The sequence below is a fragment of the Stenotrophomonas sp. YJH_SMC_119 genome (genome assembly GCF_059368315.1).
In genome coordinates this window covers 90,518-111,094 of the sequence record NZ_JCAFRP010000009.1, presented here as the reverse complement: position 1 = coordinate 111,094, position 20,577 = coordinate 90,518, and the positions used below count along the sequence as shown (strand labels likewise).

Here is a 20,577-nt window from a genome sequence, read left to right as displayed (position 1 = left end):
GTCTCAGGATGTGAGACACCGCACACGGAGGGCGTGAACCGTTCAGTGCCCACGTCCCGTGGCGTCGCCGCATCTCCCCTGGCTGAACAGCTGCCAGTGCAGCAACGAAATCTGAAGCCGGCATCCGTATCCTTGGGCGCTGGACGCAACCAACAGGTGGATGGCTGTGGCACGACGTGGAACGCAGGGAGCCCTCCTGGCCGGCATGCTGCTGGCCGGCATCGCGCAGGCGCAGCAGGCCACGCCGGTGGCGGTGCCCGATCCTGCGCCCGTTCCCCCGGTGGATGCTTCGGCGGCAACCACCGCACCGATCTCCACCGCTCTGCCGCAGGACAACGTCACCACCCTCGGCGAAGTGCGTGCGCTCAAGCCGGAAGACGAGCCGCTGGATCTCTACCGCTTCAAGAACCCGGTGAAGTTCGGCGACAACCGCTTCAGCCGTGACTGGAGCGAACCGCCATCGCCGGAGCAGGTGAGCATGGGCGGCGGCTACATCATGATGGGCGTGGTCAAGGGTGTGATGGCGGCGGCCAAGGGCGTGAACAAGCTCACGGGTGGACCTTCGCAGATCCAGGCCGCCGTGGCGCGGCCGCCGCCGGAACTCAGTGCGGAACAGCAGCGGCGCGCGCTGCTGTTCTCCCAGGAACAGAATGCTGGCGACGCGCCGCCGGTGAAGTAGCCCGGTATATCCTGCCGGCTTCCCCACCAATAGTGCTGCCATGTTCCTGCGTTCGATCTGCCTGCTGGCCGCGTTGCTGCCGGCCTCCGCCTTCGCTTCCGGCATCGCCGATGACGGCGCCTGCCGCAATGGCGCGTTCCCGTCCGAACAGAGCCGGTTCGCACTGGCGCGGGTGGTCGATGCACCGCGCCTGTACCTGCTTGGCGACATGGACGGCTGCCCGGCCAAGGGCGAACCGGCCTGCCGACAGCGCAGCTATGTGGTCAACGGCGATACGGTGGTGACCGGGCGCGACCTGGGCGCTTATCGCTGCGCGTTCTTCCCGAACAGGGTGGGTGGCAGTGCCGGCTGGGTGGACCGCAGCAAGCTGCAGCCATTGCCGGTGGTTGTGCCAACGCTGCAGGACTGGTCGGGCGACTGGAAGGATGGCGACAACGGCCTGCGCATCACCGTGCAGGGTGGGCAACTGCATGTGGAGGGGGACGCCTACTGGCCCTCCGCCAACCCCACGCCGGAGCAGCGTCCCTACGGACCGAACATGGGCCAGGTGGAAGCGCGCGCCGCGCCGCGCGGTGCCGACGTCGAGTTCGTCGAGGACACCTGCAAGGTACGCGTGCATTCGCTGGGCGAGGTGCTGATCGTGGCCGACAACAGCGAATGCGGTGGCATGAACGTGCGCTTCAACGGCGTGTACCGGCGCGCGGGCTCGCGTTGAAGAACGCCTGACGGAGGGGGTCAGAGCCCTTTCGCGGGCGAAAGGGATCCGACCCCGGGTCAGCGCCGCCGTTCCAGCCACCACAGCAGCGATGCGCACAACACGAACGCCAGCCACCACGGCCAGCGTGAGCCCGGCACGGGCCGCATCACCGACGCGTTCGCCGACGTGCTGGAGGCCAACGCCTGCGTGGTCGCATCGATCATCGCCTGCCGATGCAGTGCAGCGGCGTCCTTTGGGTCGAACACATAGCGCCAGACGATACTGTCGCCATGCTGCAGGCGCTGCCAGCCTGCCTCACGGGGCCACCAGCCGGCGCAGCGCAGCGCCGACGTTGCACCATCGGCGATCAGCGCCACGCTGTCGCCACGCAGGTTGAAGGCCTGCAGCGGCGCCTGCACGCCGCACAGCGCCTGCCGCTCGCCTGCCCAGCTGATGGGCTGTGGTGACCACAGCGCATCACCGCTGCCCTGCGCGCGTGCCAGCGTGGCAACCACGTCGCTCCACAGTTCGCCGTGGCGGTCATCGCGGCCTGCCAGCACCCAGCGCCAGCTGTCGGTCAGCGGCAGCAGGCCGATGCGGCCCCTGCCGACCGCGCGCCAGCCGCCGACGGCCTGGCCGCCCCGATCGTGCAGCAGCGCGTTGCTGCCCGGCGCCTGCAACGCCAGTGCTTCCAGCGAAGGCAGCGCGGCACTGTGCGAGCTGCGGTCGGCCTCTTCGCCGTAGCCGGTCGGCAATGTGTCAGCGGCGAGCGGGCCACGGCGTGCGGCGAGGACCGCGCTTTCGCCATCGCCTGGAAGTTCGAGGGGGTGGCTGCTGCCATCACCCTGCACTGGCAGGCCCAGATCGCGAAGGCGTTGCCGCGCGCTGGCCGAAGGTGCGCCCGCACTGCGCACCAGCACGCCAAGTCCATCGCGCAGCGCCTGGCGCACGGCGGCCAGCTGGCCCGCACTCAATGCCGCCAGGCTGCGCTCGTCCAGCAGCAACAGATCGCTGCGCGTGAGCGATGCTGCATCGATCGACACCGCGCCATCGCCGATGCTGAGTCCGGCCCCGGTATCCGCCTGCACCTGCACACGGATGCCTGCATCGGCTGCCCAGCGCCGCAGGTACTTCAGCTCTGGACCCGGCGCGCCGGCGCGCACCAGCAGGCGCAGCGGTGCGGACGGCAGGGTCTGCTGCGGCACCGGTACGCTGTCCACCACATGGCCGTCGGCATCGAGCAGGCGCAGCTGGAACACGCTGCGGCCTTCGGCGCGGGCGACACCACTCAGCTGCACGCGGCCGTCGTCGGCAACGTCCGTGCGATCGACCACGCTGTCGGCCGGGTCGAGCAGTTCGGCCTTCGCCTTGGCCGCGCCACGCGCCTGTGCCTGCACGTCGAAGCGGGCACCGGGTGCGACATCGGCCGGCGGCTGCAGCGCGATCCAGCCGCGCGGCTCCGGTGCAGCCTGCCAACGCACATCCGGCGGCAGCACCGCGTCGCGGTCACGTGCGACCAGGCCCGCACCGACCAGCGTCAGCGTGGCGGCCGGATGCTGGCGCAGCGCGGTGGCCAGGTCGGGTACGCGCTGTGCGCCGGGCACATCGGCAGCTTCCGGCAACAGCAACAGCGGGCCTTCGCTGGCCGGGAGTGCGCCGGCCTTGCCCGCATCGACGCCAAGCACGACCAGCCCGCCTGCGGGTTGCTGGCGGGTGGGGGGCGCCAGGCAGAAATACAGCAGCGTGGCGACGATGATCTGCAGTGCGATCACGACCCACCGGCGGCCGGGGTGCGCAGTGTCCGCACGCGGCTGGCGCACGCTGGCGATGACCACGATCAGAGCGAGTGCCGGTGCAATCCACAGGTTCACAGCGGAGGCGTTCATGGCTGCGCCTCCAGCGCGTCGAGGTAGCGCTGGCCCATCGCATCGGCGGCACTGCGCCGCATCGCCTGTGGCAGCGGACGCTGCAGCGCCCGCCACAACTGTGCGCGCAGGCGCTGGCGGCAGTCGCCGCAGTCGGGCTCGATGCGCAGCTGCTCGATGGCCGCAGCCAGATCGAGTGCATCGGGCAGGTAGGCGGCGTTGCGCTGCTGCCAGGCCGCCAGCGCATCGAGATCCGGTGCGCCGTTGTCATCACCGAGGCGTTGCCAGGCTTCAACGATGGCCGGGTCCGGCGGGGTTCGCGCGGCCAACGGCAGTTCACGACTGGCCAGTCCGGCGCGATCACCGCCCAGCCGGCGGCTTTCATCGATGGGTGGCAGCTCCGGCCCGACCCGGGCCAGGTAGATGCGCTCGGCCTGCTGCACCTGCTTGATGAAGCCCAGCGCCTTGTAGGCAAATGGCAGCGCCTGCTCCGGGCGGCCCTGGCGCAGCTCGCCTTCGGCCGACCACATCTGATCCAGCGCGGCCTTCAACGTGGCGCGGGTCTGCGGATCGAGCAGGGTGGTCGCCTCGGCGTGGTCATGGGTGTGCCCGTATTCGGAAAGCACGTCGGTCTCGCTGCCGAACACCGGCGGGATATCTGCGTTGGCTGTACTGCCATGATCGTGGCCATGGTCGTCTTGCGCGCCGGCCTGCGCGCCATGGTCGTGTTCGTGATCGTCGTTGTGGCCGTCTGCGGTCGGCGCATCGCTGGTGGGCAGGTCGCTGGTCGGCGGCGGCTTCGGCGCACCTTCGCTTTCCTCGCCCAGGAACTGGCCGTAGCGCAGGCGCAGGATGCGCTGGTCGACACCGATCGCATCGCTGCGCTTCACGAAGTCCTCGGCGGCCAGGCTGGGTCGCTGCCGGATCAGCGCTTCGGCATCGATGATGATCTGCCGCTGGCTGCGGAAGTACGCAGGCAGGGTCTTCTTGATGCGGCCCTCGAGCTCTGCACCGAGCGCGACTTCGGCGCTGGGCAGGCGCAGGATCACGCTGCTGCTGCGCCCGGTCTGCGGCGTGGGTGCATGATTGTCGCGTACCTCCAGCTGGGCGATCACATCGTTGCCAGGCTGCGCGCCCAGCGCAGCCAGATCAAGGGTGTGGGCGAAACGCCGCGCGGTGGCTTCGCCGCTGCCGGCAAGCGTGACGCTGCGCTTCACGAAGGTGATGTTCTCACCGCTGCCCTGGGTAGTGGTGATCGACAGCGTTGCCTGCGCCGCGACACCGTAATCGTCGCTGGCCTCGAAGCGCAGTGCCCACTGCCGTTGCCCCGGCGTGCCCAGCACCAGGCTGGCCGTGGGCTCCAGTACGCGCACGCTGGGTGCACGGTCGGCCACCACATCCAGCCGATGCAGGCGGGTCTCTGCCAGTGCCGGTTCGCTCACCACGCGGTACAGCAGCGGCATACGTGCCACATCCTGCGCCTGCCATTGTCCTTCGCGCTCGCTCAGTGGCAACCGGCGACCATCGTGGAACTGCAGCCATGCCTTGTCCGGTGCGCGATCGAAGCGCAACGACCACGACAGCCGGCTGTCGGCGGCGACCTTGGCATCCAGTGCGTTCTGGGTGAGCGTGGCCTGGCCGGTATAGGCCGGCGCGTCGATGCGCATGCGGGTGGACTGCAGGTGCAGTGGGCCCGCGGCAGCCGTGCTGCCAGGCGCCGGCGTGCGGACAGGCACGGAGCCGGGGCTGGAACGTGGCCAGCCGAATGCCAGCACAACAATGGCCAGGCCTGCGATCCAGCACAGCGCCAATGCCCCACGCGGCCAGCGTGGACGCAGCTCCGGCATCGCGCATTCCAGCATGGCCAGCACATGCGTGCGCTGGCGCTGCTGCAGCGGATTGAGCGTGGCGGCATCGGCGAACAGCAGATCTGCACTGTCCTCGCTGGCACCGCTGCCATCGAGCTGGCGCTGCAGCCACTGCCGGTCCAGCTGGCGGGCACGCGCAGTGGCGAAGGCCGCACACGCGAGCAGACTGACCGTGCCGACGACGCAGGCGATATCGAAGCCTGCAAGACGCAGGGCCAGCACCGTGGCGGCCAGCGCCCATGGCAGGCCCAACAGCAGGGTGATGAGCGCACGGCGGCGGCGTGCGCGTTGCCAGGCGTGCTGCAGGGTGTTCATGCGGCCACCCTGCGCCGGGCGCTGCTGGCCATCCAGCGTTCCAGCGCGAACAGCAGCACGACGGCCAGCAACAGCCAAGGCGTGGGCTCACGCAGCGGTGGTGTTGCAGCAGGCAATGCGGTCCGCTGCGGTGCCTGGTCACGTGCATCGCCCAGGCGCGGGGCCGTAGGCGCCTGCAGCGCCAGCAGCAGGGCACGTGGCAGGCGCGGATCGCGCAGCGCAGGGTTGCTGGCGGCATTCCAGCCACCCGGCAGCGCCAGCAGATAGCCGTGGCCGATGCGTTGCTGCCACAGCAGCGGTGCGCCCTCGGCATCGCGCAGCAGGATGCTGGCGCTGGCAGCAGGCTTGCCGGCAGTCATGACACGACCGCCGCCGCGCAGCCACGCCTGCCAGTTCGCCGGCAGTGCATCGCTGCGGCTCCACACGCCGATCTCGCCGCGCTCCGGCAGGGCATCCGCCGGCGGCGGAGCAAGCGGTGCCTGCACGCCCCACGCGCGCTGCAGTGCGTTCAACCAGCGCTGGGCAGTGGCCGAAGCATCGCTGTGCGCGCGCAGGCGCGGCGACGTCGCGGCACTCGGTTGCGCAGTGACCGGTATCGGCTGCGTGTGCCATTGCACGTCGCGCGACAGCTGCAGGCGGGCACCATCCAGGCCGGGCAGGGGATCGGGAACGTGCACGGTCAATGCGGTGCCAACGGGCAGCTGCGCGTCCAGTTCGCGCAGCAGGCTGGGCAGGGAGGCGGTGGCTGCAGGGGGTGCCTGATCAATGGCGGGGAAGCCGGGTGCCAGCCAGTGCCAGTTGCCATCCTCGGCCGTTCCACGCAGGGCCGTAGCATCCAGTCCCGGCGCTACCACGGTCCATGCAGCGGGAGGCGCCGTCGGGCCAGTCAACGCAGGTCGTGCCAGCAGCAGGGCCAGCGCGGCCAGCAACAGCAGGCGCACCAGCAGCAACGGCCAGTCATCGAAGCGGATGCGCTGGCGCGGCCGGATCTGCGCGCGCAGCCAGCGCAGCGCGGCGAAATCCAGTGGCGTGTAGGGATGGCGGCGGGCCAGGTGGATCAGCAGCGGCAGCAACCCTGCGGCGAGCGCGGCCAGGCCGAGCGGGAACAGCAGGGTCATGCATCGCCCCCACGGCCAAACAGCGCCTGCAGCGCCTGGTCCAGCGGCTGGTCCAGCCAGCCGGTGGCACTGGCAATCCCGTTGGCCTGCAGGCGCGCATGCAATGCGCTGCGTGCGTCGGCGAAGCGCTGCAGGTAGTCAGCGCGGATCGCCGCACCATCGCCCAGCAGTTCCTCGCCGGTCTCCGGGTCGCGGAAGCGGTGGCCGACGTCGAATGGGAAGTCGCGCTCGTCGGCGGTGAGGATCTGCAGCAGTGCCACTTCGCGGCGCGCGCTGGCCAGTTGTTCCAGCACCACGATGCCGGCGTCGTCGAAGCCATCACCGATTGCCAGCAGCAGGTCGCCCGGGCGCACGCGCTCCCACAGCGGCCGAAGGCGATCGGCCGCAGGCCAGGCGCCGCGCGCCTGCAGGGCATGCAGTTGCAGATGCACGCGATCACGCTGGCGTGCGCCGTTCGCCGCGGGGACCAGCTGCAGGCCATCGCCATTGACTGCGAGCAGGCCGAAACGGTCACCCTGCTGCAAGGCCAGCTCAACCAGACACGCGGCCACGCCGCGCATATGGTCCAGACGCGAGTGCTGCGGTGCCGCGCGATCCGCCTGGCCGGCCGAGGCGGTGGCATCGAGCAGCAGCCAGACCGTGATCGGGCTTTCGCGTTCGGACTCGCGCACGAAGAAGCGGTCCGAGCGTGCATACAGCTTCCAGTCGATCTGGCGGAGTTCGTCACCAGGCTCATAGGCACGGTACTGGGCGAATTCGAGGCCGGCACCGCGGCTGCGGCTGGCGTGCTGGCCGATGCCACTGGCACCGCTGGCCAGGCGCGGCCGCAGCCGCAACATGCGCAGGCGCGCACGCAGTTCGGGCGGCAGGGTCAACGGCGTACCTGCGTTCACGCGTGGCTCAACCCGGGAAGGGCACGGCCTGCAGCAGCGCGGCGACCACGTCGTCGGCACGCTTCTGCTCGGCCTCGGCGGCGAACGACAGCAGCAGGCGATGGCGCATCACCGGCGCGGCCAGCGCCTGCACGTCCTCGCGGGTGGCGGCGAAACGGCCCTGCAGCAGCGCGCGTGCCTTCGCTGCCAGCACCAGCGACTGGCCGGCACGCGGGCCGGCGCCCCACTTCACCCATTGGTTGATCGCCGCCGGAGCACCGTCGCCGGGCCGGCTGGCGCGCACCAGGCGGGTGATCCAGGCGAGCACATCCGGGCTGACATGCACCTGGCGCACCGCGGCCTGCAGCGCGATCACCGCGTCGGCATCCATCACCTTCGGCACCGCGTCGGTGGCACCGCCGGTGGTCTGTTCCAGGATCTGCCGCTCCTCGTCTTCGCTGGGGTAATCCACCAGCACGTGCAGCAGGAAGCGGTCCAGCTGCGCTTCCGGCAGCGGGTAGGTTCCGGCCTGCTCGATCGGGTTCTGCGTGGCCAGCACGAAGAACGGCGCGGGCAGCGCGTAGGTGGTACCAGCGTAGCTGACCGTGCGTTCCTGCATCGCTTCCAGCAGTGCGGCCTGGGTCTTGGGTGGGGTGCGGTTGAGTTCGTCAGCCAGCAGCAGGTGGGTGAAGATCGGGCCCTGCTGGAAGCGGAAGTGGCGATGGCCGGTGCCGTGGTCTTCCTCCAGCAGCTCGGTGCCGAGGATGTCGCTGGGCATCAGGTCGGGGGTGAACTGCACGCGCCGGAACTGCAGCTCCAGTGCCTGGCCGAGCGAGCGCACCAGAAGGGTCTTGCCGAGCCCGGGTGCGCCTTCCAGCAGGCAGTGGCCGCCGGCCAGCAGGCCGGTCAGCAGCTGCTCGACCACGGTGTTCTGGCCCACCACTGCGCGTGCGAGCGCGGCGCGCAGCTCATCCAGGCGCGGCAGCAGGGAATCGAGGTCGGGGGAGGTCATGGGCGTGCAGGTCCTATCAGTTGTTCAACGCGTACATCACGATGTTGACGCCGAAGCGGGTGTTGTCTTCGGCCAGGAAGCGCTTGTTGCGCCAGTCGTAGTCCCACTCGCAGCCGTAGTCCTTGTTGCTGTACAGCAGGCCCAGGCGGCCGTCGACCTCGATGCCCTTCAGGTAGTCGTGCACCAGGTCGTCGCCCCAGCCGTTGAGTTCGAAGCTGGTGGCAGGCGGGCCATCCGGGAAGCGGAAGAAACTGCGGTACAGCGGGTGGCTGTTGGGCAGCTTCTGCAATGCCCTGGGCCCGAACAGGCGACCCATCTGCGCCTCGAACGAGGTAGCGAACAGGCCGTCGATATCGTGGTTGCAGTCGTCGACGAAGACGAAGCCGCCATTGCGCACGTAGCGCACGAAGTTCTGCCGCTCGGCGGCGTTGAACTCCACCAGCGTGTGCCCGGCCAGGTAGCAGAACGGCGCTTCCAGCATGCGTGGGTCGGCCAGCGCCACCACGTGTTCCTGCGGGTCCACGCGCAGCGAGGTGTAGTCGATCAGCGAGGTGATCAGGTTGGACGGCATGCGCGCGTCCACATCCCAGTCACCGGAGTCGTACTGAAGGCGGGTGAACCAGAAGTCGTAGCGCGAACTGCGCGGGCCTGCCTGTGCCCAGGCTGGCAGCGCCGCCGCCGAAGCGGCAGCGGCCAACCAGCGCAGGCAGGCCCGGCGATCCATCAGACCGCGTCGGACAGCGAAGTGAAGGTGAAATCGCGCAGCTTCATCGGCGGGATCATCATCACGTAGCTGGATTCATCACCGGCCACGCGCACCGGCTTGCCCAGCTCTTCGATGTTGTTGAGCATGATCACCGGCGATTCGTTGAAGCGGAAGTTCTTCACCGGATGCTTGATCTGGCCGTTCTCGATGTAGAAGGTGCCGTCGCGGGTCAGGCCGGTCAGCAGCACGGTCTGCGGATCGACCATGCGGATGTACCAGGTGCGGGTGACCAGGATGCCCTTCTGGGTGCCGCGAACCAGTTCGGCGGTGCTCTTGTCGCCACCGCTCATCAGCAGGTTGCCCGGCGACGCCTTGGCGGTCTTGCCCTGCTTCTGCGCCCAGAAGCGCGAGTAGTCCAGGTTGGCGATCCTGCCGTTCTCGATGATGGCCATGCGCTCGCGGGGCAGGCCCTCGTTGTCCCAGGGCAGCACCGGTGCGTCCGGGTGCCACGGGTCGGCGATCATGGTCACGCGCGGGTCGTAGACCTGCTCGCCCAGCTTGTTGCCGCCGCCCTTCTTGGACAGGAAGCTGCGGCCTTCATCGGCCGAGCGTGCGCTGAAGAAGTTCATCATGAAGCTGATCAGGCCGGCCGCCGCAGCTGGCTCCAGGATCACCGTGTACTTGCCCGGTTCCAGCGCTTTGGCTTCGGCCGATTCGGTGGCCTTGCGCATGGCGATGCGGATGTCCTGGTCCGCCTTGAAGTCAGCCGCATCCTTCAGGTTGCGGCCGACCCAGCCCGAACCACGGCCATCCTCGGTGCGCACGGTGCAGGTGTAATTGAAGTTGGTGGTGCGCTGGTAGGCGAAGTTGCCGTTGCTGTTGGCGGTGGCCTGGAAGCCCTGGCCGTCTTCGAGGAAGCCGGCGGCGATCAGGCCATGGCCACGGCACGGCGCGATTGAATCTGCGGCAACCTTGGCACGGAAAGCCGGATCGATCGCGGCAGTGGATTCGCTGAAGGTGGGGCTGGCGCGGTAGGTCTGCTTGCCGATGGCCGGCATGAACTCCGGGTTCTCCGGGGCCAGGCGGGCCAGGTCTTCGGCACGGCGCACCACGCGTTCCAGCGCGGCATCGTCGAACTCGTTGATCGAGGCCGTGCCGACGCGCTTGCCGAAGGCAACGGTGACCGCCAGTTCGGTGTTGTCGACGATGCCGCTGGTGGAGACATTGTTCAGTGCGAAACGGATGTTGCCGTCGATCGCGCCGGCCAGCACGGCGGTGCATTCGTCGGCCTTGGACAGGGCGATGACCTTGTCGAGGATGGCCTTGGCCTGGGCTTCGGTGAAGATACTCATGGTGTAAGGGCTCCTGACCGATCAGCCGAGGCTGCGTGCGGTGTTGATGACGTTGATGCCGTTGAAGCGCGCGGTGGACGAACCGTGCGAGACCGCCGAGACCTGGCCCGGCTGGCCCTTGCCGTCGAAGAACGAACCGCCCAGGCGGTAGTCGCGCTCGTCGGCCACGGCGGTGCAGGCGTTCCAGAACTCCGGCGTGCGGATCTGGTAGGCCACGTCTTCCAGCATGCGGGTGATCTGGCCGTTCTTGATCTCGTAGAACAGCTGGCCGCCGAACTGCGCGTTGTAGCGCTGCTGGTCGATCGAGAACGAACCATCACCGATGATGTAGATGCCGTTCTCCACGTCCTTGATCAGGTCCGGCACGCTCAATGGCTTCTTGCCCGGTGCCATCGACACGTTGGCCATGCGCTGGAACTGCACGCTGGACCACGAGTCGGCATAGCAGCAGCCGTCGGATTCGGTCTTGCCGAGGATGTGGGCCTGGTCGCGGATGGTCTGGTAGTCCACCAGCTTGCCGTTGCTGATCAGGTCCCAGCGCTTGCACTTCACGCCTTCATCGTCGTACGCCACCGCGCCGAGGCTGCCCGGCTGGGTCTTGTCGGCGAAGATGTTGACCAGTTCGCTGCCGTACTGGAAATGCTGTTCGCGCTTGTCCAGGGTGGCGAAGCTGGTGCCGGCGTAGTTGGCCTCGTAGCCAAGCACGCGGTCCAGCTCCAGCGGGTGACCGATCGATTCGTGGATGGTCAGCCAGGTATGCGACGGGTCGAGCACCAGGTCGTACTTGCCCGGCTTCACCGACGGTGCCTTCAGCTTTTCCTGCGCCTGCCTGGCAGCGGCGATGGCGTCTTCCTTCATGTCGTAGGAAGAACTGTAGTTGACCACGCCATTGGGGCCGACCACCTTGCCTGCGGCGGCGCCATCCAGGTACTCGTAGCCCAGGCCCATCGGCGAGGACAGGCCCGAACGGGTGCGGAACTTGCCGCTGGACTTGTCGATGGCGGTGACCGTCATCGGCGCCCAGATACGGTGCACGTCCTGGTCGATGTAGGAACCGTCCGTGGAGGCGAAGTACTTCTGCTCGTTGACCAGGAACAGCATCGAATTGACGAAACTGGCACCGGCACCCATCGCCGCAGCGTTGACGTCCAGCAGCAGGCCGACCTTGTCCTTGATCGGCACCTCCATCGCGTTCTTGCGGATCGGCGTGCGCCAACTCACCTCACCGACGCCCGGCGCCTTGGCCAGCTGCACCGGCGCGGTCTGCACGCCGGCGTTGGCCTTGGCGATCGCCGCCGCCTGCTGCGCGGCCTTGGCCACATCGGCCGTACCCAGCGCATTGGTGGCGGCAAAGCCCCAGGCACCGTTGACGATCACGCGGATGCCCACGCCGGTGGACTCGGTGTTCACCACGTTCTGCACCTTGTCCTCGCGGGTGATCACGAACTGCCGCAGGTAGCGGCCGATGCGCACGTCGCAGTAGGTGGCACCGGCCTGGCGGGCGGCGGCCAGCGCCGCATCGGCCAGGCGCTTCTTCAGCCCCAGGTCCAGCGAGCTCTGCAGCTGTTCGGCGGCGATCACCTTGCCGAAGAAGGAGGGCACGATCAGCCCGCCCGCGGTAAGCCCGGTCAGGGCCAGGAAGTCACGTCTTTGCAAGGCTGCTCTCCATGTCGAAGGATGGGTGGCTCAAGCGCCGAGACTGCGCGCGGTGTTGATGATGTTGATGCCGTTGAAGCGGGTGGTGGACGAACCGTGCGAGACCGCCGAGACCTGGCCGGGCTGGCCCTTGCCGTCGAAGAACGAACCGCCCAGGCGGAAGTCGCGTTCATCGCAGATGGCGGTGCAGGCATTCCAGAATTCCGGCGTTCGGATCTGGTAGGCCGCATCCTCGACCATGCCGGCGATCTTTCCGTCCTTGATCTGGTAGTACAGCTGGCCGCCGAACTGCGCGTTGTAGCGCTGCTGGTCGATCGAATACGAACCGCGGCCGTGGATCCAGATGCCGTTCTCCACGTCCTTGATCATGTCCTCGACGCTGAGCGGCTGCTTGCCCGGTGCCAGTGAGACATTGGCCATGCGCTGGAACTGCACGCTGGACCAGGAATCGGCATAGCTGCAGCCATGCGATGCATCGCGGCCGAGGATATGGGCCTCGTCGCGGGTGGCCTGGTAGTCAACCAGGATGCCGTCGCGCACCAGGTCCCAACGCTGCGTCTTGACGCCTTCGTCGTCGTAGCCGACCGCACCGAGGCTACCCGGCTGGGTCTTGTCGGCGAAGAAGGTGACGATGTCGCTGCCCCAGCGGAAACCGGCATCGCGCTTGTCCAGCGTGGCGAAGCTGGTGCCGGCGTAGTTGGCTTCGTAGCCGAGCACGCGGTCCAGCTCCAGCGGGTGGCCGACGTTCTCGTGGATGGTCAGGAACAGGTTGGACGGGTCCAGCACCAGGTCGTACTTGCCGGGCTTCACCGACGGCGCCTTCAATTTCTCGCGCGCGTGGCGGGCAGCTGCGATGGCGTCCTCGACCGGGTCGTAGGAATCGCGGTAAGCGGTGATGCCGCCGGGCAGCTGCACCTTGCCGCGCGCATCGCCATCGAGGAACTCGTAGCCCATGCCCATCGGCGAGGACAGGCCGGCGCGGGTGCGGAACCTGCCGCTGGCCTTGTCGATGGCGGTGGCGGTGAACGGCAGCCAGATGCGATGGATGTCCTGGTCGATGAACGAGCCGTCGCTGGAGGCGAAGTACTTCTGCTCGTTGACCAGGAACAGGGTGGAATTGATGTAGTCGGCGCCCGCATTCAGCGCAGCGGCATTGAGTGCCAGCAGCAGCTCGACCTTGTCCTGGATCGGCACCGCCATCGCGTTCCTGCGGATCGGGGTCTTCCAGTGCACCTCGCCGACCGACGGCGTTGGCGCCAGCTGCACCGGCCGGGTCTGGATGCTGGCGTTGGCACGGGCGATCGCCGCCGCCTGCTCGACCGCAGCGCGCACGGCGGCCTCGGTCTGCTGATGGGTTGCAGCGAAGCCCCAGGCACCGTTGACGATCACCCGCACGCCCACGCCGGACGATTCGCGGTTGGTCACATTGCCGACCTGATGCTCGCGTGTGATGACCGACTGGTTGAGATAGCGGCCGATGCGGACATCGCAGTAGCTGGCCTTGGCGGTGCGTGCGGCGGCCAGCGCCACGTCCGCCAGGCGCCTGCGCTGGGCGGTATCGACCGGGGCGAGCAGCTGCTCGGCGGCGATGGCACGGGAATGCGGCAGCAGCAGGCCCGCCAGGCCCAGACCGGAAAAAGCCAGGAACTCACGTCGTTGCACAGCGTTTCTCTCTCTCGCTTGCGTGCGGTTGGCAATGGGCCGGACCGATCACGTCAACTCCTCGACTTTCGCCAGCGCGGGGCGTGGGGACAAGTGACTGCAGTCATGGTTGGGGGTGTTTCGGCAGGGCTGCGCCCTGCACCTGCTCAGAGCAACGGCAACGGCCAAAGCCAGAGCCAGAGCGGCATTCCGTGGGATGGCGGGGCGGTGTGGGTGGGCAGGACACGCCGTAAACCCGTCCCTGGGGGCTCGATGGCGCCATCCATGGCGCCAACGGTCCTGCCCACCCACACCGCCCCACCTCTGACAGCTGGCCGGTGGCTGTTGGTGGGTGCCGACCGTTGGTCGGCACATCTGTCAGATATCGAATGAACTCATCCGTGCCGACCAACGGTCGGCACCCACCAAGGCCGTACGCCGTTCCGGCAGATCGCGGAAATCTGTCGAAGGCGGGTGGGTCCGGTTGAGGGGGCGTGAGCCGCATGGATGCGGCGACCGAGCTTACATGGACGTACTTGCAGCGTCCCCCTCAATCGGACCCACCCCGCCATCCCACGGAAAGCCCGCTTTTGAATTTGACGTGGCTGTTGCCGTTGCTGTGGCTTGAAGCAGGTGCAGGGCTGCAAGCCCTGCCGAGCAACACCCCCTCGTGCACAATGGGGCCGACCCCGCCTGGACCCCGTCCTGATGTCGAGCAAGCCGTATTCAGAAGCCTGCGAGCGCAACCGCGAGCCCATCGCCACCGCACTCGACCCGTGGATGGGCGACCGCCGTCGGGTGCTGGAGATCGGCAGTGGCACCGGCCAGCATGCGGCCTTCTTCGCCGAGCGCTGGCCGTGGCTGCGCTGGCAGCCCAGTGATCATCCGGACCATCTGCCCGGCATCGAAGCCTGGCGTGCAGAGGCCGCGCTGCTGAACCTGCTGCCGCCGGCGGCGCTGCAGGTGGAACTGCCACCGGCGCCCGGGCTCAGCCTGCCACAGGGCAGCACGTTCGATGCGGCGTTCACTGCCAATACCCTGCACATCATGGGCTGGGAGCACGTGCAGGCGTTGTTTGCCGCGCTGCCACCGCTGCTGCGCCACGGTGCGCTGCTGGCGGTCTACGGCCCGTTCAACTACGGCGGCCGCTACACCAGCGACAGCAACGCGCAGTTCGATGCGTGGCTGAAGGCACGTGACCCGCGCAGCGGCATACGCGATGTGGAAGCCGTGCAGGCGCTGGCCGAGGACAACGGCTTCACCCGCCTGCGCGACGTGGCGATGCCGGCCAACAACCGCCTCCTGCTGTGGCGGTTGGGGTGATCAAGCCTCGGGGGCCATGCTGGAAAGGCGTGCTGCCGCAGCACGAAGTCCGTTGAAAATCGGTTCGGACACGTTTGAGGGGAAGTCATCCGGGAGCTGACGGGTGACCTGCTGGATGGCGGGCTCGACGGCCGCGATCAATGTCTTGATCCATGGTTCTGCACCATCGGCAACGCCGCAGGCGCGCGCGGTTTCATTCCAGTGCCGCCGTCGCACAAGGTGCAGTTTCCGGTGGCGGTTCTTGCCATGTACGGCCATGGCGAGCTGTGCGTTTCGTGGATCGAGTTGATTGGGTCCCCTGCCGAGGATGGGATATACCGACAGCACGTCGTAGACGGGCGTCAGGCGGAAGCGTCCACCGGCTTCCAGGTGAACACTGAAATTCTTGGCATGGCCGTCGGTTGCGGCCAGCATCCAGAAAAGAATCTGCGTCTTGAAGAAGATCGCGCGATCCTCGGGGTGTTCGGACTGTCGAAGCAGATCCATGATCGGAACGATACCGGGGCCGCCATCGGATTCATACTTTCTGGCAGCCGGCAGACCAAAGACCTGACACATGTCTTCCTGTGGCAGTCGCAGCCACCACCGGCGGTCGGCAGACAGGCGACGGTCAAACCGCTCGACAATGAGAGCACGTTGGTCGTTGAAGCGGCCCATCTGCGTCTCGGCCACGGGGATATCAAAAGCGGAAAGCAGATGCATGCACAGCCATTCATTCTCCACGGACTGATGCATGTCTGCCCGCATGTTGCCAACAATGCCAAGCGGCAGCTTGAAGATGTGAGTGGATGGTGTGTTGCCGGTAGGAATGCACCATTTGCCAGCATGCAGCAGAAGACCGGTCTTTTCCTGCGCACCGGCGATGGAAATGCGGAATGCATCATCACGGCTGGGTGCGCCAGGCAGGTTCCCTGTCGTCACCTGACGCAGGATCGTAGCGACACCTGCTTCGTCCAACACCTCGCACGTGATCTGCTGGATGTCTTCGGGTGGATGCGCAGGCGGCAACAGCTGCACTGCGCCGACACAATCCCGTCCAATGGCTTCAAGAAGATCGAACGTATCGCTGCCGCGCGTGGCGAACCGGTCGCGGATCCGGTTGCGTATGACGACGTTATCGGGAAGAAGGTTATCGAAGTAGTCGTTGACGACGTTGCCCCGATGGCTCTCGCCATCTGGGAGCAGGGGTAGAGAGAGCGACAACGGTCGGGACTGGGGCGAGCTGATCCACTGGCTGACATACGACAACCGGGATGACCCGTTCCGGACATCATCCCAAAGTGCGACTTCCACACCATTCATCCAGACCTGCAGCGTACCCATGGCTCACCACTCCAATGACGACGTGTTCTCCTGGGGACTTCGTTGCTGGAGGCTGACCTCCAGACCCAGCACCGCCCAGATCCGCATCAGGCGTTCAAAACTTGCCGATGCAGGGTCGCGTTCCAGCGCGCCCACTGCCTGGCGGCTGATCCCGAGTCGCTCCGCCAGCTGAGCCTGGCTCAGGCCCGCCTGGCGCCGGAAAGCACGCATCAGGGGCGCAAGTTGTTGGGCTGTCCTCACTGTGTGCAGCGGCCTGTCCATACCGGCAGTCCTCAAGGAAAGATGACCGTACGCCAACGCGTACGCAAAGGATAGGTTGCTTTACGACAAGCAACCTATCGCTTTCTCGCTGAGGAGGCAACCTATCGATTGCTATATCGCTTTGCAACCTATAGGTTGCCTTTCCATGACGCAGCGCCGCGTCAAGCCACCTGCACGATATGCAGCGCCTTCGGGTTGCGCCACTGCGCCAGCAGGGCAGCCTCGCGCGCCTTGGCCTGTTCGTAGTGCGCTTCCTTGACGTGGCCGAAGCCGCGGATGTGCTCGGGCACGCTGGCGATCTCCACCGCCAGGGCCAGGCGGCCGTCCTCCAGGCCATCCAGCAGCAGCTGCACGGTGGCTTCGTAATCGGCGATCAGCTGGCGCTCCATGCGCCGCTCTTCAGTACGGCCGAATACATCCAGGCGGCCGCCACGCAGGAACTTCAGCTTGGCCAGCAGGCCGAAGGCCTTGAACATCCACGGGCCGTATTCCTTCTTCAGCAGGCGGCCCTGCTCATCCTTCTTTGCGAACAGCGGCGGCGCCAGGTGGAAGCGCAGCTGGTAGTCACCCTCGAACTGCTGCTGCAGGCGGCGCTGGAAGTCACCGCTGGTGTACAGGCGGGCTACTTCGTACTCGTCCTTGTAGGCCATCAGCTTGAACAGGTAGCGGGCTACCGTCTCGGTCAACGCGGTGGAACCGCCGATGCGCTCGGCCTCGGTGGCGCGCACGCGCTCGACCAGGCTGCGGTAGCGGTTGGCGTAGGCTGCGTCCTGGTAATCGACCAGGAAGGCGGCGCGACGCTCGATCATTTCGTCCAGCGAGCGCGACAGGCGTGCATCGTCCAGCGGCAGGAATGCCACGTCGCCACCGTGCGAGGGCAGGCCACGCAGTTCGCGTTCGTCGCCGGTGTTGCGCGGTGCCGCGGTCGCACCCCATTCATTGCCTTCCCACTCGCCCGGCGGCAGCGGGTGCAGCGGGCCGGGGGTGGACTCGGTATCGGTGTGGCGGTTGCGCACCAGGCCGGCGGCCTGCTGCACGGCCTGCGGGTCGACCACGGCCAGGCGGCCCCAGGCGAAGGCCTGCTGGTTCATCGCCACGGCGGCGCCATTGAGTTCGATGGCGCGCATCAGCGACTCGAACGACAGCGGCACCAGGCCCTGCTGCCAGGCGTAGCCGAGGATGAACAGGTTGGCGGCGATGGCATCGCCCAGCAGCGCGGTGGCCAGCTGGGTGGCATCGAGCAGCAGCGGCTCCTGGCCGCCCAGGGCTACGCGCACACCGGCGATGATGTCGGCGGCGGGGAACTGCATGTCCGGACGGGTGGTGAACGTGCCCGGCATCGCTTCGTAGGTGTTCAGCACCACCTGCGAACGGCCGGCGCGCACCTTCGAAAGCGCCCAGTAGTCGTTGACCACCACCATGTCGCAGCCCAGCACCAGGTCGGCTTCACCGGCGGCGATGCGCACGGCGTGGATGTCATCCGGGCGGCGTGCGATGCGGATGTGCGTGGTCACCGCGCCACCCTTCTGCGCCAGGCCGGTCTGGTCGAGCACAGTCGCGCCCTTGCCTTCCAGGTGGCCGGCCATGCCCAGCAGTGCACCGATGGTCACCACGCCGGTACCGCCGACGCCGGTGATCAGGATGTTCCAGGGTTGTTCCAGCGTGCCGCGGATGGTTGGTGCCGGCAGGTTGTCCAGCAGCGTGGAGGCATCGCGCTTGCTGCCCTTGCGCGGCTGGCCACCGTGTACGGTGACGAAGCTCGGGCAGAACCCGTTCACGCACGAATAGTCCTTGTTGCAGTTGGACTGGTCGATCTCGCGCTTGCGCCCGAACTCGGTTTCCTTCGGCAGCACCGACACGCAGAAGCTCTTCTTGCCGCAGTCGCCGCAACCCTCGCAGACCAGCGAATTGATCAGCACCCGCTTCTGCGGATCTTCCAGCTTGCTGCGCTTGCGGCGGCGACGCTTCTCGGTGGCGCAGGTCTGTTCGTAGATCAGGATCGAAACACCCTTCACTTCGCGCAGGCGCTTCTGCACCTCCTCCAGTTCGCTGCGGTCGTGGAACTCCACGTCGCTGGGGAAGTGCTCGCGCTGGCCGGTCCACTTGCCGATGTTGTCCGACAGCACCACGATGGTGTGGATGCCTTCGGCGCGCATCTGCCGTGCGATGTCGGGCACGCTCAGCGGGCCGTCCACCGGCTGGCCGCCGGTCATCGCCACCGCGTCGTTGTAGAGGATCTTGTAGGTGATGTTGACGCCGGCCGCGACCGCCTGGCGGATCGCCAGCGAGCCGCTGTGGAAATAGGTGCCGTCGCCCAGGTTCTGGAACACGTGCGGGGTATCGGTGAACGGCGCCTGCCCGGCCCAGGTCACGCCTTCGCCGCCCATGTGGGTGAAGGTGTCGGTGCTGCGGTCCATCCAGGTCACCATGTAATGGCAACCGATGCCGGCCAGTGCCCGCGAGCCTTCCGGCACCTGGGTGGAGGTGTTGTGCGGGCAACCGGAGCAGTAGTGCGGCACGCGCGGGAAGCTGGCGCGCGGCAACGCAAGCTCGGCTTCCTTCTGCTGCATCCACTGCAGGCGTTGTTCAATGGATTCGTTGTTGAAGAACTTCTGGATGCGGCGGCCGATCACGCCGGCGATGGTGGCCGGGGTCAGTTCGCCGGTGGACGGCAGGATCCATTCGCCACTCTCGTCGTACTTGCCGACGATGGACGGGCGCTGGCCCCAGCTGGCCGGCCAGTTGAAGAACTGTTCCTTCATCTGGCGCTCGATGAAGGCACGCTTCTCCTCCACCACGATGATGTCTTCCAGGCCCTGCGCGAAGCGCGCGATGCCCTGCGGTTCCAGCGGCCAGGTCATGCCGACCTTGTACACGCGGATGCCGATGTCGGCGCACGCGGCTTCGTCCAGGCCCAGGTACTCCAGCGCCTGCAGCACGTCCAGGTAGCTCTTGCCGGTGGTGACGATGCCCAGCCGCGCGCGCGGCGCATCCATCACCACCTTGTCGATGCCGTTGGCGCGGGCAAAGGCCTGCGCGGCCTTCACCGCATAGCGGTGCAGGCGCATTTCCTGGTCCAGCGGCGGGTCCGGCCAGCGGATGTTGAGGCCACCCGACGGCATCTCGAAGTCTTCCGGCAGCACGATGCGGCGCGCCATCGGATCGACCTGCACCGACGCCGACGATTCCACCGTCTCGGCGATCGTCTTGAAGCCGACCCAGCGGCCGGTATAGCGGCTCATCGCCCAGCCCAGCAGGCCCATGTCGAGGATGTCCTGCACGCCGGCCGGGTTCAGCACCGGCATCATCGCGCTGACGAACTCGTCCTCGCTGCCATGCGGCAGGGTCGAACTGCGGCAGGCATGGTCATCGGCGGCCAGTGCCAGCACGCCACCATAGCGCGAGGTGCCGGCCGCATTGGCATGCTTGAACACGTCGCCGCAGCGGTCCACGCCCGGTCCCTTGCCGTACCACATGCCGAACACGCCCTGCACGTTGGCGCCGGGGAACAGGTTGGTCTGCTGGGTGCCCCATACCATGGTGGCGCCCAGGTCCTCGTTCAGGCCGGGGGTGAACTTCACCTTGGCCGCTTCCAGATGCTTGCGCGCGCGCCACAGTTCCAGGTCGAAGCCACCCAGCGGGCTGCCACGGTAGCCACTGACGAAGCCAGCGCTGTCGATGCCTTCGGCGGCATCGCGCAGGCGCTGCATCAGCGGCAGCCGCACCAGTGCCTGCACGCCACTCAGGTAGATCCGCCCCTCGTTGCGGGTGTACTTGTGGTCGAGCGTGTAATCACGGTCGAGCAGGTCGGCGGAAGAGGGCGAGGTGAGTTGCGCGGTACTGGTCATGGCTGGCCCGGTAGGATCGGCTGGCACCGGCCGCGTGCAGG

Annotated in this window: 15 protein-coding genes; 3 read left to right on the top strand and 12 right to left on the bottom strand. The window is 67.4% G+C overall.

What is annotated here, in order from left to right; genetic code table 11:
• Positions 1–160 precede the first annotated feature (160 nt).
• Both AC5P6S_RS14745 and AC5P6S_RS14740 read left to right on the top strand, forming a co-directional pair.
• The gene (locus AC5P6S_RS14745) at positions 161–679 is read left to right on the top strand and encodes a hypothetical protein (protein WP_062606887.1); all 519 of its coding nucleotides are present in this window, start codon (positions 161–163) and stop codon (positions 677–679) included.
• Between the two features lie 40 nt (positions 680–719).
• A complete protein-coding gene (locus tag AC5P6S_RS14740) occupies positions 720–1,394 on the top strand; it encodes a hypothetical protein (protein ID WP_414498362.1) in 675 nt (224 codons plus the stop codon).
• Between the two features lie 59 nt (positions 1,395–1,453).
• On the opposite strand, the gene AC5P6S_RS14735 is transcribed toward AC5P6S_RS14740, so the two are convergent.
• Genes AC5P6S_RS14735 through AC5P6S_RS14695 form a run of 9 tightly spaced genes read right to left on the bottom strand, consistent with a single transcriptional unit; the run spans position 1,454 to position 13,802 of the window.
• Positions 1,454–3,262: a hypothetical protein gene (locus AC5P6S_RS14735; protein ID WP_414498361.1), complete on the bottom strand. Its 1,809-nt coding sequence runs from the start codon at positions 3,260–3,262 to the stop codon at positions 1,454–1,456.
• Positions 3,259–5,424: a hypothetical protein gene (locus AC5P6S_RS14730; protein ID WP_495204652.1), complete on the bottom strand. Its 2,166-nt coding sequence runs from the start codon at positions 5,422–5,424 to the stop codon at positions 3,259–3,261. Before AC5P6S_RS14730 ends, AC5P6S_RS14735 begins: the two co-directional genes overlap by 4 nt.
• Positions 5,421–6,542: a BatA domain-containing protein gene (locus AC5P6S_RS14725; RefSeq protein WP_495204651.1), complete on the bottom strand. Its 1,122-nt coding sequence runs from the start codon at positions 6,540–6,542 to the stop codon at positions 5,421–5,423. The genes AC5P6S_RS14730 and AC5P6S_RS14725 overlap by 4 nt, the downstream gene beginning before the upstream one ends.
• On the bottom strand, positions 6,539–7,435 hold the full coding sequence (locus AC5P6S_RS14720; protein ID WP_495204650.1) for a DUF58 domain-containing protein: 897 nt from the start codon (positions 7,433–7,435) through the stop codon (positions 6,539–6,541). The genes AC5P6S_RS14725 and AC5P6S_RS14720 overlap by 4 nt, the downstream gene beginning before the upstream one ends.
• 7 nt (positions 7,436–7,442) lie before the next feature.
• Complete coding sequence (locus AC5P6S_RS14715) at positions 7,443–8,426, bottom strand: AAA family ATPase (RefSeq protein ID WP_065183489.1); 984 nt, start codon at positions 8,424–8,426, stop codon at positions 7,443–7,445.
• 16 nt (positions 8,427–8,442) lie between these two features.
• Complete coding sequence (locus AC5P6S_RS14710) at positions 8,443–9,150, bottom strand: DUF4159 domain-containing protein (RefSeq protein ID WP_005411842.1); 708 nt, start codon at positions 9,148–9,150, stop codon at positions 8,443–8,445.
• Complete coding sequence (locus tag AC5P6S_RS14705; RefSeq protein ID WP_005407529.1) at positions 9,150–10,484, bottom strand: TldD/PmbA family protein; 1,335 nt, start codon at positions 10,482–10,484, stop codon at positions 9,150–9,152. The genes AC5P6S_RS14710 and AC5P6S_RS14705 overlap by 1 nt, the downstream gene beginning before the upstream one ends.
• A 21-nt stretch (positions 10,485–10,505) precedes the next feature.
• A complete protein-coding gene (locus AC5P6S_RS14700; protein ID WP_005407530.1) occupies positions 10,506–12,140 on the bottom strand; it encodes a TldD/PmbA family protein in 1,635 nt (544 codons plus the stop codon).
• Between the two features lie 30 nt (positions 12,141–12,170).
• Positions 12,171–13,802, bottom strand: coding sequence for a TldD/PmbA family protein (locus AC5P6S_RS14695; RefSeq protein ID WP_012478715.1), 1,632 nt, complete (start codon positions 13,800–13,802; stop codon positions 12,171–12,173).
• Positions 13,803–14,489: 687 nt separating this feature from the next.
• Here AC5P6S_RS14695 and AC5P6S_RS14690 point away from each other — a divergent pair.
• Complete coding sequence (locus AC5P6S_RS14690; RefSeq protein ID WP_012478716.1) at positions 14,490–15,104, top strand: DUF938 domain-containing protein; 615 nt, start codon at positions 14,490–14,492, stop codon at positions 15,102–15,104.
• On the opposite strand, the gene AC5P6S_RS14685 is transcribed toward AC5P6S_RS14690, so the two are convergent.
• From AC5P6S_RS14685 to AC5P6S_RS14675, 3 genes are all read right to left on the bottom strand, one after another.
• Positions 15,105–16,427: a type II toxin-antitoxin system HipA family toxin gene (locus AC5P6S_RS14685; RefSeq protein WP_111189290.1), complete on the bottom strand. Its 1,323-nt coding sequence runs from the start codon at positions 16,425–16,427 to the stop codon at positions 15,105–15,107. It lies immediately after the preceding gene.
• 3 nt (positions 16,428–16,430) lie between these two features.
• The gene (locus tag AC5P6S_RS14680; RefSeq protein WP_005407534.1) at positions 16,431–16,688 is read right to left on the bottom strand and encodes a helix-turn-helix domain-containing protein; all 258 of its coding nucleotides are present in this window, start codon (positions 16,686–16,688) and stop codon (positions 16,431–16,433) included.
• Between the two features lie 161 nt (positions 16,689–16,849).
• Positions 16,850–20,536: an indolepyruvate ferredoxin oxidoreductase family protein gene (locus AC5P6S_RS14675; RefSeq protein WP_100443437.1), complete on the bottom strand. Its 3,687-nt coding sequence runs from the start codon at positions 20,534–20,536 to the stop codon at positions 16,850–16,852.
• Between the last annotated feature and the right edge of the window lie 41 nt (positions 20,537–20,577).

Coding starts and splice junctions, on each gene's coding strand:
- AC5P6S_RS14745 (WP_062606887.1), top strand. CDS start 161: ATGGCTGTGGCACGACGTGGAACGCAGGGAGCCCTCCTGGCCGGCATG.
- AC5P6S_RS14740 (WP_414498362.1), top strand. CDS start 720: ATGTTCCTGCGTTCGATCTGCCTGCTGGCCGCGTTGCTGCCGGCCTCC.
- AC5P6S_RS14735 (WP_414498361.1), bottom strand. CDS start 3,262: ATGAACGCCTCCGCTGTGAACCTGTGGATTGCACCGGCACTCGCTCTG.
- AC5P6S_RS14730 (WP_495204652.1), bottom strand. CDS start 5,424: ATGAACACCCTGCAGCACGCCTGGCAACGCGCACGCCGCCGCCGTGCG.
- AC5P6S_RS14725 (WP_495204651.1), bottom strand. CDS start 6,542: ATGACCCTGCTGTTCCCGCTCGGCCTGGCCGCGCTCGCCGCAGGGTTG.
- AC5P6S_RS14715 (WP_065183489.1), bottom strand. CDS start 8,426: ATGACCTCCCCCGACCTCGATTCCCTGCTGCCGCGCCTGGATGAGCTG.
- AC5P6S_RS14710 (WP_005411842.1), bottom strand. CDS start 9,150: ATGGATCGCCGGGCCTGCCTGCGCTGGTTGGCCGCTGCCGCTTCGGCG.
- AC5P6S_RS14705 (WP_005407529.1), bottom strand. CDS start 10,484: ATGAGTATCTTCACCGAAGCCCAGGCCAAGGCCATCCTCGACAAGGTC.
- AC5P6S_RS14690 (WP_012478716.1), top strand. CDS start 14,490: ATGTCGAGCAAGCCGTATTCAGAAGCCTGCGAGCGCAACCGCGAGCCC.
- AC5P6S_RS14685 (WP_111189290.1), bottom strand. CDS start 16,427: ATGGGTACGCTGCAGGTCTGGATGAATGGTGTGGAAGTCGCACTTTGG.
- AC5P6S_RS14680 (WP_005407534.1), bottom strand. CDS start 16,688: ATGGACAGGCCGCTGCACACAGTGAGGACAGCCCAACAACTTGCGCCC.
- AC5P6S_RS14675 (WP_100443437.1), bottom strand. CDS start 20,536: ATGACCAGTACCGCGCAACTCACCTCGCCCTCTTCCGCCGACCTGCTC.